The organism is Klebsiella sp. AqSCr, from assembly GCF_008452795.1.
GTDB lineage: Bacteria > Pseudomonadota > Gammaproteobacteria > Enterobacterales > Enterobacteriaceae > Klebsiella > Klebsiella pneumoniae.
This window is the reverse complement of sequence record NZ_MJDM01000005.1, coordinates 3,384,790-3,398,263: the sequence shown is the minus strand read 5'-3', so window position 1 is coordinate 3,398,263 and position 13,474 is coordinate 3,384,790. Positions and strand designations below refer to the sequence as shown.

Annotated in this window: 11 protein-coding genes; 6 read left to right on the top strand and 5 right to left on the bottom strand. The window is 57.2% G+C overall.

Annotated elements, in window-relative coordinates:
- Positions 1-77 precede the first annotated feature (77 nt).
- Positions 78-572, bottom strand: coding sequence for a leucine-responsive transcriptional regulator Lrp (gene lrp / locus BHE81_RS20600; protein ID WP_000228469.1), 495 nt, complete (start codon positions 570-572; stop codon positions 78-80).
- Positions 573-1,104: 532 nt separating this feature from the next.
- Between lrp and trxB the strand changes: the two genes are divergently transcribed.
- The 5 genes from trxB to infA all read left to right on the top strand — a co-directional run bounded on the left by trxB (position 1,105) and on the right by infA (position 6,994).
- On the top strand, positions 1,105-2,073 hold the full coding sequence (gene trxB, locus BHE81_RS20595; RefSeq protein ID WP_002898019.1) for a thioredoxin-disulfide reductase: 969 nt from the start codon (positions 1,105-1,107) through the stop codon (positions 2,071-2,073).
- Between the two features lie 114 nt (positions 2,074-2,187).
- Positions 2,188-3,954: a heme ABC transporter permease/ATP-binding protein CydD gene (gene cydD, locus BHE81_RS20590; RefSeq protein WP_023342919.1), complete on the top strand. Its 1,767-nt coding sequence runs from the start codon at positions 2,188-2,190 to the stop codon at positions 3,952-3,954.
- The gene (gene cydC, locus BHE81_RS20585; RefSeq protein WP_023302125.1) at positions 3,955-5,676 is read left to right on the top strand and encodes a heme ABC transporter ATP-binding protein/permease CydC; all 1,722 of its coding nucleotides are present in this window, start codon (positions 3,955-3,957) and stop codon (positions 5,674-5,676) included.
- Positions 5,677-5,720: 44 nt separating this feature from the next.
- On the top strand, positions 5,721-6,422 hold the full coding sequence (gene aat, locus BHE81_RS20580; RefSeq protein ID WP_023302126.1) for a leucyl/phenylalanyl-tRNA--protein transferase: 702 nt from the start codon (positions 5,721-5,723) through the stop codon (positions 6,420-6,422).
- Positions 6,423-6,775: 353 nt separating this feature from the next.
- A complete protein-coding gene (gene infA, locus BHE81_RS20575; protein WP_001040187.1) occupies positions 6,776-6,994 on the top strand; it encodes a translation initiation factor IF-1 in 219 nt (72 codons plus the stop codon).
- A 130-nt stretch (positions 6,995-7,124) separates the two neighbouring features.
- On the opposite strand, the gene clpA is transcribed toward infA, so the two are convergent.
- Positions 7,125-9,404 (bottom strand): ATP-dependent Clp protease ATP-binding subunit ClpA, encoded by a 2,280-nt coding sequence (clpA, locus tag BHE81_RS20570; RefSeq protein WP_002896522.1) that lies wholly within the window; start codon positions 9,402-9,404, stop codon positions 7,125-7,127.
- A gap of 30 nt (positions 9,405-9,434) precedes the next feature.
- Entirely contained in the window at positions 9,435-9,752 is a 318-nt protein-coding gene (clpS, locus tag BHE81_RS20565) for an ATP-dependent Clp protease adapter ClpS (protein WP_002896520.1), read from the bottom strand.
- Positions 9,753-10,077: 325 nt separating this feature from the next.
- On the opposite strand from clpS, the gene cspD reads away from it, so the two are divergent.
- Complete coding sequence (gene cspD, locus BHE81_RS20560; RefSeq protein WP_002896516.1) at positions 10,078-10,299, top strand: cold shock-like protein CspD; 222 nt, start codon at positions 10,078-10,080, stop codon at positions 10,297-10,299.
- Positions 10,300-10,375: 76 nt separating this feature from the next.
- Here cspD and macB read toward each other — a convergent pair whose 3' ends face one another.
- On the bottom strand, positions 10,376-12,316 hold the full coding sequence (macB, locus tag BHE81_RS20555; protein ID WP_004150848.1) for a macrolide ABC transporter ATP-binding protein/permease MacB: 1,941 nt from the start codon (positions 12,314-12,316) through the stop codon (positions 10,376-10,378).
- Positions 12,313-13,428, bottom strand: a complete 1,116-nt coding sequence (gene macA / locus BHE81_RS20550) for a macrolide transporter subunit MacA (protein WP_002896440.1) — start codon at positions 13,426-13,428, stop codon at positions 12,313-12,315. Before macA ends, macB begins: the two co-directional genes overlap by 4 nt.
- Positions 13,429-13,474 lie beyond the last annotated feature (46 nt).

The following is a 13,474-nucleotide window of genomic DNA, read 5'->3' as shown; positions in this document are numbered from 1 at the left end:
CGGGTCTCCCCGGCACTGTTGCTGTATGGATTAACAGGAGTGTAATCAAACTACGTCGAGTTTGCACCTGTTCCGTGTTAGCGCGTCTTAATAACCAGACGATTACTTTGCTTGACTTCTTCCATTACCACGTAGGTACGGGTGTCGTTAACGCCCGGCAGGCGCAGCAAGGTCTCGCCCAGTAATTTACGATACGCTGACATATCCGGTACACGGGTTTTCAACAGATAGTCGAAATCACCGGAAACCAGATGACACTCTTGAATTTCTTCAAGTTTTTGCACTGCGGCGTTAAATTGCTCAAACACATCCGGTGCGCCACGATTCAGAGTAATCTCAACAAATACCAGAAGTGATGCATCCAGATAATGCGGGTTGAGCAGCGCCGTATAGCCCTGAATAAAACCCTGTCTTTCAAGACGACGCACACGCTCAAGGCAAGGCGTCGGAGAAAGTCCCACCCGTTTAGAAAGCTCGACGTTAGAAATTCGCCCATCTTTTTGCAATTCATTCAGGATGTTACGATCAATGCGGTCGAGATCTTTGCCAGGGCGCTTCTTGCTATCTACCATTATTATTGTCTCTCTGTATTCCTTCCCTACTCCTGTTCCGGCTCTGAGCCTTCACTGCCAGAGCCCATCCTGTTATCACCCGTACGACATTGGGTAACCCAGGGGTACGTGAGAAGCCCGTTGCCTGACGGCAGTCACCGACATCACGCATGGCGTCTGTCCACACCATGCGTAGATTTCGTTAACCCGGATAAAAATGGCATTTGCGTGCATGAAAATTCGCCGCACGCTAAATACTGCTTTTCTTCTTCCTTGAATGTTTTCGCAAAAGCACAGGTGATTGTCAAAGCAAAACATCGATTTTTAGTACAAGATGCCAGATATTCATCATCCGCCCTGGTTGATTCTCATTTTTTCGTCTTATAATTGTCCCGCCGACAGTAGAAATAGTTATATTCCTTGCCGGGAAAATCACCAATTCATTGGCAGCTTCTATTGCACACATCGTTAACAAAATCGCTGTGCTCTTTTTTTACGACAACAAATTCCCTACAATCCCAGCCCAATGTATGCCAATTATTATGGGGATCTCATGGGCACAGCCAAACACAGTAAACTGCTTATCCTTGGTTCTGGACCTGCGGGATACACCGCGGCGGTCTATGCCGCACGCGCCAACCTGCAGCCGGTGCTGATCACCGGGATGGAAAAAGGCGGTCAGCTGACCACCACGACGGAAGTGGAAAACTGGCCAGGCGATCCGAACGATCTCACCGGTCCGCTGCTGATGGAGCGCATGCACGAGCATGCCGCAAAATTTGAAACCGAGATCATTTTCGACCATATCAGCCGCGTCGATTTGCAAAACCGCCCGTTCCGTCTGACAGGCGACAGCGGCGAGTACACCTGTGACGCGCTGATCATCGCCACCGGCGCTTCCGCCCGTTACCTGGGCCTGCCTTCCGAAGAAGCCTTCAAAGGCCGCGGCGTTTCCGCGTGCGCTACCTGCGACGGATTCTTCTATCGCAACCAGAAAGTGGCGGTGATCGGCGGCGGCAACACCGCAGTGGAAGAGGCTCTGTATCTGTCGAATATCGCCTCTGAGGTACACCTGATCCACCGTCGCGATTCCTTCCGTGCGGAAAAAATCCTCATTAAACGCCTGATGGATAAAGTGGCAAGCGGCAACATCGTGCTGCATACCGATCGTACCCTCGAAGAGGTGACCGGCGACCAGATGGGCGTCAGCGGCCTGCGCCTGCGCGATACCAAAAACAGCGACAATGTCGAGTCCCTGGAAGTGGCTGGTTTATTTGTCGCCATCGGCCACAGCCCGAACACCGCCATCTTTGAGGGCCAGCTGGAGCTGGAGAACGGCTACATCAAAGTGCAGTCCGGTATCCACGGCAATGCGACCCAGACCAGCATCCCGGGCGTGTTCGCCGCCGGCGATGTCATGGACCATATCTATCGTCAGGCCATCACTTCTGCGGGCACCGGCTGCATGGCGGCGCTGGATGCGGAGCGTTACCTCGACGGTTTGGCTGACGCTTGCAAATAATCTTTACAAGTCAGTAACAAAGGTAAAGAAGGCGACGAAAAGTCGCCTTTATTTTTGCTGCGATGTAACATTGCCGTGCCCAATACTCCGATAACGACACCTGCAAAGCGCGCAATGAATAAAACCCGTCAACAAGAGTTAACCCGCTGGTTAAAACAGCAAAGCATTATCTCCCGTCGCTGGTTGATGATTTCCCGCCTGCTTGGCGTGGCGAGCGGTCTGCTGATCGTGGCGCAGGCCTGGTTCCTGGCGCGGATCCTGCACCGGATGGTGATGGAGAATATTCCAGCGACCGCCCTGCTGCTGCCGCTCACGCTGCTGGTGCTGATCTTTGTACTACGCGCCTGGGTGGTCTGGCTGCGTGAGCGGGTCGGCTTTCAGGCCGGGCAGCATATTCGCTATGAAATTCGCCGCCAGGTTCTTGACCGCCTCCAGCAGGCAGGCCCGGCGTGGATCCAGGGCAAACCGGCCGGCAGCTGGGCAACGCTTATTCTTGAGCAAATCGACGACATGCACGACTATTATGCCCGCTACCTGCCCCAGATGACGCTGGCGGCCTGCGTACCGCTGCTGATCGTTATTACTATTTTTCCGATTAACTGGGCCGCCGCGCTGATCCTTCTCGGCACCGCCCCGCTGATCCCGCTTTTCATGGCGCTGGTCGGGATGGGCGCCGCCGACGCCAACCGGCGTAACTTCCAGGCGCTGGCCCGCCTCAGCGGCCACTTCCTCGACCGCCTGCGCGGCATGGAAACCCTGCGTATTTTTCATCGCGGTCAGGCAGAAACCGATAATATTCGCGACGCCTCGCAGGATTTTCGCCAACGCACCATGGAAGTCCTGCGTCTGGCCTTCCTCTCCTCCGGGGTTCTGGAGTTTTTCACCTCCCTCTCCATTGCGCTGGTAGCGGTGTATTTTGGCTTTTCTTACCTTGGCGAGCTGAACTTCGGCCACTATGGCGCGGGCGTCACGCTGATGGCGGGATTCCTGACGCTGATCCTCGCCCCGGAATTTTTCCAGCCGTTACGTGACCTGGGTACCTTCTACCATGCCAAAGCTCAGGCCGTGGGCGCCGCAGACAGCCTGAAAACGTTTATGGAAACGCCGCTGACCCAGGTAGAGCGTGGCGAGAAAACGTTAAATGACAACGATCTGATTAGCGTGGAAGCGCGCGACCTGGTGATCAAATCTCCGGAAGGTAAAGTTCTGGCGGGGCCGCTTAATTTTGCGCTGCCCGCCGGCACTCGCGTGGTGCTGGTCGGCCAGAGCGGATCCGGGAAAAGCTCTTTGCTGAATACACTGCTCGGCTTTCTGCCCTATGAGGGGTCGCTGATGGTCAACGGCGTAGAGCTGCGCGAGCTGGACGCTGAGCGCTGGCGCCGCCTGCTGAGCTGGGTAGGACAGAATCCGCAGTTGCCTGCCGCCACGCTGCGGGAAAACGTGCTGCTGGCGTGGCCCGAAGCTAGCGAAGCACAGCTTAGGCTGGCGCTGGACAAGGCCTGGGTCAGCGAGTTTATCGCCCTGCTGCCGCAGGGGATCCATACCGCCGTAGGCGATCAGGCGGGGCGTCTGTCGGTAGGCCAGGCGCAGCGTATCGCGGTCGCCCGCGCGCTGTTGGTGCCGTGCCGCCTGCTGCTGCTGGATGAACCTGCCGCCAGCCTTGACGCCCATAGCGAACAGCGAGTCATGCAGGCCCTGACCCACGCCTCCAGTGAGCAAACCACGCTGCTGGTCACCCACCAGCTCGAGGGGCTGGCCGACTGGGACGACGTCTGGGTGATGCAGGACGGACAGATTATCGAACAAGGCGACTACGCCACGCTGGCCCGTGCTGGTGGGGTCTTCTCGGCGCTGCTGGCCCATCGTCAGGAGGAGATTTAAATGCGCGCACTTTTACCCTATCTGGCGCTCTATAAACGCCATAAATGGATGCTGCTGCTTGGCGTCGTGCTGGCCATTGTGACCCTGCTGGCCAGCATCGGCCTGCTGACGCTCTCCGGCTGGTTCCTCTCCGCCTCAGCGGTGGTGGGCGTCGCCGGGATCTACAGTTTTAACTATATGCTGCCTGCCGCGGGCGTTCGCGGCGCGGCAATTATCCGTACCGCCGGGCGCTACTTTGAGCGCCTGGTCAGCCACGACGCTACCTTTCGCGTGCTGCAGCACCTGCGCGTTTTCACCTTCAGCAAACTGCTCCCCCTCTCTCCGGCGGGGCTGGCGCGCTTTCGCCAGGGTGAGCTGCTCAACCGGGTGGTGGCCGACGTTGACACCCTGGATCATCTCTACCTGCGGGTCATTTCGCCGCTGGTCGGCGCGCTGGTGGTGATTGTGGTCGTCACCTGCGGATTAAGTCTGCTCGACGTCCCCCTCGCGCTGACGCTCGGCGGTATCATGCTGGCGACCCTGCTGGTTATGCCGCCGCTGTTCTATCGCGCAGGTAAGCCAGCCGGCGAAAGTATGACGCAGCTGCGCGGCCAGTATCGCCAACAGCTCACCGCCTGGCTGCAGGGTCAGGCGGAGCTGATGGTATTTAACGCCAGCGACCGCTACCGCGCACAAATGGAAAAGACCGAGCTGAGCTGGCAGGATGCACAGCGGCGCCAGGCCGAGCTGACCGCGCTTTCGCAGGCGGTAATGCTGTTAATCGGTGGCATCGCCGTGGTGGCCATGCTCTGGCTGGCCTCAGACGGCGTCGGCGGCAATAGTCAGCCCGGGGCGCTGATCGCGCTATTCGTATTCTGCGCGCTGGCGGCTTTTGAAGCCCTGGCGCCGGTTACTGGCGCTTTCCAGCATTTAGGCCAGGTGATCGCCTCCGCGCGGCGGATCTCGCAGATTACCGACCAGCAGCCGGAGGTCACCTTTGTCGATGATGAAGCCAGTTCGCCAGCGCAGGTGGCCCTAACGCTTCAGGAGGTCACCTTCCGCTATCCTCAGCAGCCCTCCCCTGCCCTGGAGAATATTTCCCTGCAGATTGCCGCCGGAGAGCACATCGCCATTCTTGGCCGGACCGGCTGCGGAAAATCGACGCTGTTGCAGTTGCTTACCCGCGCCTGGGACCCGTCACAGGGAGAGATTCTGCTCAACAATCAGCCGCTCTCCGGCCTCAGCGAAGCCACTCTGCGGCAGGCAATGAGCGTAGTGCCGCAGCGCGTGCACCTGTTCAGCGCCACCCTGCGCGACAACCTGCTGCTGGCGGCGCCTGAAGCGGATGACGCTCATCTCAGCGCTACCCTTGAGAAGGTGGGCCTCGAAAAACTGCTGCAAGATGGTGGTCTTAACGGCTGGCTGGGCGAAGGCGGGCGTCAGCTCTCCGGCGGCGAACTGCGCCGACTGGCCATTGCCCGCGCGCTGCTCCACGATGCGCCGCTGATGCTGCTCGATGAACCGACAGAAGGTCTGGATGCGGCCACCGAAAGCCAGATCCTGCATCTGCTGGCAGATGTCATGCGCGACAAAACCGTGCTGATGGTGACCCATCGCCTGCGGGGCCTGGCGGGTTTTAATCAGATAATAGTCATGGACAACGGCCAGATAATTGAGCAAGGTAGTCACGCGGAGCTGCTCGCTAAACAGGGCCGGTACTTCCAGTTTAAACAGCGTCTGTAGGCTATTCTATTATCTAATTTTTGCTGATGCGTATTGAGGTTAAAATGCGTCTGGTTCAGCTCTCCCGGCACTCTATTGCCTTCCCCTCTCCGGAAGGCGCCTTGCGAGAACCTAATGGCCTGCTGGCGCTCGGCGGCGATCTGAGCCCCGCGCGGCTGCTGATGGCCTATCAGCGTGGTATTTTTCCCTGGTTTTCCCCTGGCGACCCGATCCTCTGGTGGTCGCCCGACCCCCGGGCGGTACTTTGGCCAGAGCAATTCCATCTCAGCCGCAGCATGAAGCGCTTTCATCAGCGTTCGCCCTACCGGGTCACGCTCAACCACGCCTTTGGCGAAGTGATTGAGGGCTGCGCCAGCGATCGTGACGAAGGCACCTGGATAACCAGCAGTATCGTTCGCGCCTATCACCAGCTGCATGAGCTGGGTCATGCCCACTCCATTGAAGTCTGGCAGGAGAATACCCTGGTGGGAGGAATGTACGGCGTAGCGCAGGGAGCGCTGTTTTGCGGCGAATCGATGTTTAGCCGGGCAGAAAATGCCTCCAAAACCGCGCTGCTGGTATTTTGCCAGGACTTTGCGCACAGCGGCGGTAAATTAATTGACTGCCAGGTACTGAACAACCATACCGCGTCATTAGGCGCAGTGGATATTCCCCGCCGCGATTATCTGGACTATCTGTCGGTATTACGCGACTACCGACTGCCCGAGCGATTTTGGGTGCCGCGGGTGCTATTTCCTGGCGGATAATAAAATGTTTTCAGCACATTTTGCGTCAGGATGGTATAATTGCGCGGTAGAGTAGCTTCTGCCTGTTGCCCCGCCGCCGTTTGGGAATAATAAGAGTCAGATAACGCCCATCGTTCTGTCACTCCCCTTTACGTTTGCGCCTGTCACGCGGCATGGCCGTGTGTGTCCCGGGCAATGCGCCAAAACTACTTCGGCGATTCATACCCGTCATATTTCCGTAGCCGCTGTGCTGACTATGCGCCTTGCGGCAAGGTGAATGATTCAGGGTAGATACGTAAAACTTTACTTACATGATGAACTTCGGCATTATCTTGCCGGTTCAAAACTACGGTAGTGATACCCCAGAGGACTAGATGGCCAAAGAAGACAATATTGAAATGCAGGGCACCGTACTTGAAACGTTGCCTAACACTATGTTCCGCGTAGAACTGGAAAACGGTCACGTGGTAACCGCGCATATCTCCGGTAAAATGCGTAAAAACTACATCCGCATTCTGACGGGCGACAAAGTGACTGTTGAGCTGACCCCGTACGACCTGAGCAAAGGCCGCATTGTCTTCCGTAGTCGCTGATTGTTTTCGCCCTTAAGGCGTAAGATGCTGAAGGCCGGGATAATTCCCGGTCTTTTCATTTCTGCCGTCATCTGCCGTCAGCAAAAAAAAACCGGCCCCTGGCCGGTTTTTTTACATTGAAGATATCGCCTTAGTGGGCCGCTTCCGGTTTGTGCTTCGGCGCGCTCTGGAAGTCGTAAGTCAGCGTATTTTTGTCGCTGTCCAGAGAGACAGTGACCTGACCACCGTCGACCAGCGAGCCAAACAGCAGTTCGTTCGCCAGCGGTTTTTTCAAGTTGTCCTGAATGACGCGTCCCATTGGACGTGCCCCCATCGCCCGATCGTAGCCTTTCGTCGCCAGCCAGTCGCGCGCTTCCTGACTCACTTCCAGGGAGACGCCTTTCTGGTCCAGCTGGACCTGCAGCTCGACGATAAACTTGTCGACAACCTGATGGATCACCGTGGTAGACAAATGATCGAACCAGATGATGTTGTCGAGGCGGTTACGGAACTCCGGCGTAAAGATCTTTTTGATCTCATCCATCGCATCCGGACTGTTGTCCTGCTGAATAAGGCCAATCGATTTACGCTCGGTTTCCCGCACCCCGGCGTTGGTGGTCATCACCAGCACCACGTTGCGGAAGTCCGCTTTACGGCCGTTATTATCGGTCAGCGTCCCGTTATCCATCACCTGCAGCAGCAGGTTGAACACGTCCGGATGCGCTTTTTCGATCTCATCAAGCAGCAATACCGCGTGCGGATGTTTAATCACCGCATCGGTCAGCAGCCCGCCCTGATCGAAGCCGACGTAGCCCGGAGGCGCCCCGATCAAACGGCTGACGGTATGACGTTCCATATATTCGGACATGTCAAAGCGCAGCAACTCAATACCCAACGCCTTCGCCAGCTGGACGGTCACTTCGGTTTTCCCGACCCCGGTCGGCCCGGCGAACAGGAACGATCCCACCGGCTTGTGCTCATGGCCCAGCCCGGCGCGCGCCATTTTAATAGCCTCGGTCAGCGCCTCGATGGCTTTATCCTGTCCAAAGACCAGCATTTTCAGACGGTCGCCCAGGTTTTTCAGCGTGTCGCGATCGCTGCGGGAGACGCTCTTCTCAGGGATCCGCGCAATGCGCGCCACCACTGATTCGATATCCGCCACGTTAACCGTTTTCTTACGCTTGCTGACCGGCATTAAGCGCGCCCGCGCGCCCGCTTCGTCAATGACGTCAATCGCCTTATCCGGCAGATGACGATCGTTAATGTATTTCACCGCCAGTTCTACCGCCGCACGCACCGCTTTGGCGGTATAACGCACATCATGGTGCGCTTCGTACTTCGGCTTCAGGCCGTTGATAATCTGGACCGTCTCTTCCACCGACGGTTCGGTAATATCGATCTTCTGGAAACGGCGGGCCAGCGCACGATCTTTTTCAAAGATGTTGCTGAACTCCTGGTAAGTGGTGGAGCCGATCACCCGGATCTTGCCGCTGGAAAGCAGCGGTTTGATCAGGTTAGCAGCATCGACCTGGCCGCCAGACGCCGCCCCCGCACCGATAATGGTGTGGATTTCATCAATAAACAGGATGCTGTTGGTATCCTGCTCCAGCTGTTTGAGCAACGCTTTGAAGCGTTTTTCAAAATCGCCACGATATTTGGTCCCTGCCAGCAAAGAGCCAATGTCGAGCGAGTAGATAGTGCAGTCGGCCATCACTTCCGGCACATCGCCCTGCACAATACGCCAGGCAAGGCCTTCGGCGATCGCGGTTTTACCGACGCCGGATTCCCCCACCAGCAGCGGGTTATTTTTCCGCCGACGGCACAGGACCTGAATCGCGCGCTCCAGCTCTTTTTCACGGCCGATCAGGGGATCAATGCCGCCGACGCGAGCAAGCTGATTGAGGTTGGTGGTGAAGTTTTCCATACGTTCCTCCCCGCCGGCTTGCTCTTCATTGCCAGGCTGGCTTCCGCTGTTATCGGAAGACTGGCTCGGCTCGTCTTTGCGTGTACCATGAGAAATGAAGTTCACCACATCAAGACGGCTCACTTCATGTTTACGCAGCAGGTAGGCGGCCTGCGACTCCTGCTCGCTGAAAATCGCCACCAGCACGTTGGCGCCGGTCACTTCGCTGCGGCCAGAAGATTGTACGTGGAAGACGGCGCGCTGCAGCACACGCTGGAAGCTTAGCGTCGGCTGGGTGTCGCGCTCTTCTTCCGTGGCTGGCAGAACGGGTGTGGTTTGTTCGATGAAGGCTTCAAGTTCCTGACGCAATGCCACCAGGTCCACTGAACACGCTTCCAGGGCCTCACGGGCCGAGGGGTTGCTTAGCAGAGCCAGCAGCAAGTGCTCGACGGTCATAAACTCATGACGGTGCTCGCGCGCTCTGGCGAAAGCCATATTTAAACTGAGTTCCAGTTCTTGATTGAGCATAGGCACCTCCCCCAATTTTCATGCCTGTATTCAGGCTTTTTCCAGCGTACACAGCAATGGATGCTCGTTCTCCCTCGCGTACTGATTCACCATAGCGACTTTGGTCTCCGCCACTTCCGCGGTAAACACGCCACAAATCGCCTTACCTTCATAGTGAACCGTGAGCATCAGTTGCGTTGCACGTTCAACATCATAAGAAAAGAATTTTTGTAACACGTCAATAACAAACTCCATCGGAGTGTAGTCATCATTGACCAATATCACTTTATACATAGATGGCGGTTTAATCGCATCACGAACTTCGTCGTCAACCAGGTGCTCGAAGTCCAGCCAATCTCTCTTACTCATCGTCAGTGTTCATCATCGGTTGCTGTTGCCAACAGGCGGAGGCCTGTCGATGACCAGAGGTTATGCTCATCACAAATCTACAATAGATCATAGATAACTATCATCTATCGCTTCTATCCGCGACGGCTGTCACATTCCCCGGCAATAGCGTTAACTGCTTCAAATTTTGACGCATTTTTCGCCGTTCCCCCTCCTCAATCGCTTGACGCGTTTTCGTATTTCTCTAAATTGTAGTGGCGAGAGTTGGCGAGCAATTGAACAACTCGTCACTCCACCACCGGTTCATTCCATCTTACTAATAAAGATTTACGAAGGATGTCGAAGTATGGAAATGGGTACTGTTAAGTGGTTCAACAATGCCAAAGGGTTCGGTTTTATCTGCCCTGAGGGCGGCGGCGAAGACATTTTCGCCCATTACTCCACCATCCAGATGGATGGTTACAGAACGCTAAAAGCCGGACAAGCCGTTCGGTTTGATGTTCACCAGGGGCCAAAAGGCAACCACGCCAGCGTGATCGTCCCTGTGGAAGCGGAAACGGCTGCATAACTCTTTTGCTTCATTGTGTACATCCTGCTAATAAAATGCCAGTCCTTCTGACTGGCATTTTTATTTCTCGCCCCGCCTATTCTCGCGCCAGGGCATCCACCGGATCGAGCCGCGCCGCGTTGCGCGCAGGCAGCCAACCAAACAGCACCCCGGTCAGCGTCGAACAGAGAAACGCCGTCAGCAGCGCCAGCGGAGAAAAACCAATCTCCCAGCCGGGGAGAAACAGCTGTAAAATAAAGGCGATCATCAGCGACAATGCTACGCCCAGCGCGCCACCGACCAGGCAAACCAGCACCGCTTCAATGAGAAACTGCTGCAGCACATCGCTGGCCCGGGCGCCAACCGCCATGCGGATGCCGATCTCCCGGGTTCGTTCGGTCACCGACACCAGCATAATATTCATTACGCCAATCCCGCCGACCACCAGGGCAATCACCGCCACCAATGTCAGGAACAGCTGTAAGGTATGTGTGGTCCTTTCGGCGGTTTTCAAGACGCTGTCCATATTCCAGGTGAATACATCTTTTTTACCATGCCGCAGCTCCAGCAGACGCAGCAGCTGTTTCTCTGCGGTTTCACTGTCGTAGCCTTCATGAACGCGCACAGTGATGGAGTTCAGCCACGACTGGCCCATTACTCTTCCCGCCATGGTGGTGTAGGGCAACCAGACGCGGAGAATTTTGCTGCTGCCGAACATCGACTGTTTTTCATCCGCAACGCCAATCACCGTGGCCGGCATATTGCCCACCAGAATCACCTCTCCCACCACTTTCGCTTTATTGGGAAACAGCTGCCGACGGGTATTGCTGTCGAGCACTACCACCTGAGCCCGACTGTTGAGCTGCAGTTCATTGAAGGTATTGCCTTCGCTAAAGGTCATGCCGTAGACATTAAAATACTGTGGACCGACCCCCTCCGCGCTGGCGGCAACGTCAATATTGTTGGCGCGCAGGCGCAGGCTTTTTGAAACCGCCGGCGTGGCGGAGCGCACCCACGGCTGCTTCTGGATCGCCAGCAAATCGTCATACTTCAGCGCCTGCTGATAGCGCGGGTCGTCGTCGCCAAAATCCTTACCAGGATATACATCAATGGTATTGGTGCCGATGGCGCGAATATCTGCCAGCACCATCTGCTTGGCGGCATCCCCCACCACCACGATCGACACCACCGAGGCAATACCGATAATAATGCCGAGCATGGTCAGCAGGGTACGCATTTTATTCGCCGCCATCGCTCGCCAGGCCATCACCAGCGCTTCGCGAAAGCCGCTGGTAAACTGACGCCACGCCGAAGGCTCCGCCTGCGGACGGGCGCGCAGTCCGCCGCCCTGGCGGCTGGCGGGCGGGTTGCGGACGATCTCGCCATCGCGGATCTCGACGATCCGCTCCGCCTGAGCGGCGACCTGCGGATCGTGGGTCACAATGATGACCGTGTGCCCCTGCGCTTTTAGCTGGTGCAGGATCGCCATTACCTCTTCGCCGGAATGGCTGTCCAGCGCGCCGGTCGGTTCATCAGCGAGGATCACCTCCCCGCCATTCATCAGGGCGCGGGCGATACTGACCCGCTGCTGCTGACCGCCGGACAACTGTGAGGGTTGATAGTCGGCGCGCTCGCCCAGCCCCAGCCGCACCAGCAGCTCATGAGCGCGCGCCAGGCGCGCGCGCCGTTCACTGCCGGCATACACCGCCGGCACTTCGACATTCTGCGCGGCGGTCAGATGGGACAGCAGATGGTAGCGTTGAAAGATAAAGCCAAAGTGTTCCCGCCGCAGACGGGCCAGCGCATCGCCATCCAGCTGCGCGATATCGGTTCCCGCCACCCGATAGGTGCCGCTGGTGGGTTTGTCGAGGCAGCCAAGGATATTCATCAGCGTCGATTTTCCCGAGCCGGAGGCCCCGACGATCGCCACCATCTCACCCGCATGGATGCTGAGGGTGATCCCCTTCAGGACCTCAACGCTGCCGTCGCCGGAAGGATAGCTGCGACGTATATCTCGCAGCTCAAGCAGCGCCGTCATTTTGCCGCCCCGCTCGCGCTCTCGCCGACGATCACTTCGTCGCCCTCTTCCAGACCTTGCACCACTGCGACGTCGGTATCATTGCGGGCGCCAATGATAACCTCACGCTCTTTGACCTCACCGGTGCGCAACAGTCGAACGTGGTAGCGGTTATCGCCTACCGCGTCGCCCAGGGCGCTCAGCGGGATAGTAATCACGTTCTTCACCTCAGCCAGCTGAATGTGCACCTGCGCGGTCATGTCGAGGCGCAGGATCCCCTGCGGGTTCGGTACCTCGAAGCGGGCATAATAGAAGATGGCGTCATTCACTTTTTCCGGCGTCGGCAGAATGTCTTTCAGTTTACCTTCATAACGGGTAAGCGGGTCGCCCAGCACGGTAAACCACGCCTTTTGCCCCGGTCTGAGGTGGATGACATCCGCCTCAGAGACCTGCGCTTTAACCAGCATGGTGCTGAGATCCGCCAGCGTCAGAATGTTAGGTGCCTGCTGGGCGGCGATCACTGTCTGTCCCTGCAGGGTGGTAATTTGCGTCACTTCGCCGGCCATCGGCGCCAGGATCCGCGTGTAATCGAGGTTGGTCTTCGCCGTATCGAGCGTCGCCTGGTTACGCTTTATTTGCGCTTCAATAGTGCCGATCTGCGCCTGTTTCACCGCCAAATCGGTGGCCGCGGTATCAAGGTCCTGCCGCGAGACCAGCTGGCGCTGCGCCAGCTGCTGCTGACGGGCCAGAGTCACTTGCGCCAGTTTGCTCTCCGCGCGCGCCTGATTGAGCTGGGCGCGCAGCTCCATGAGCGTCGCTTCCACCTCTTTAATCTGGTTTTGCGCCTGCTCCGGATCGATAACCCCCAGCAACTGATCCTTTTTAACCTTATCGCCAATATTGACGTGCAGCGTTTTCAGCTGTCCGCTGACCTGGGCGCCGACGTCAACTTTTCGCAGGGCATCCAGTTTGCCGGTGGCCAGCACGCTCTGCTGGAGATCCCCTTTGCGAACTACCAGCGTCTGGTAGTTCGGCAGCGGCGCATTGAGGATCCGCCATCCCCAGATAGCCAGCCCCAGCACAACGATCGCCAACAGCCACCAGACGGTCCTGCGTTTTCCCTTCACTTTCATATTCCGATTCCTGCTGTTTCCCTGCCGCTCCAGGCGGTGATTCTAT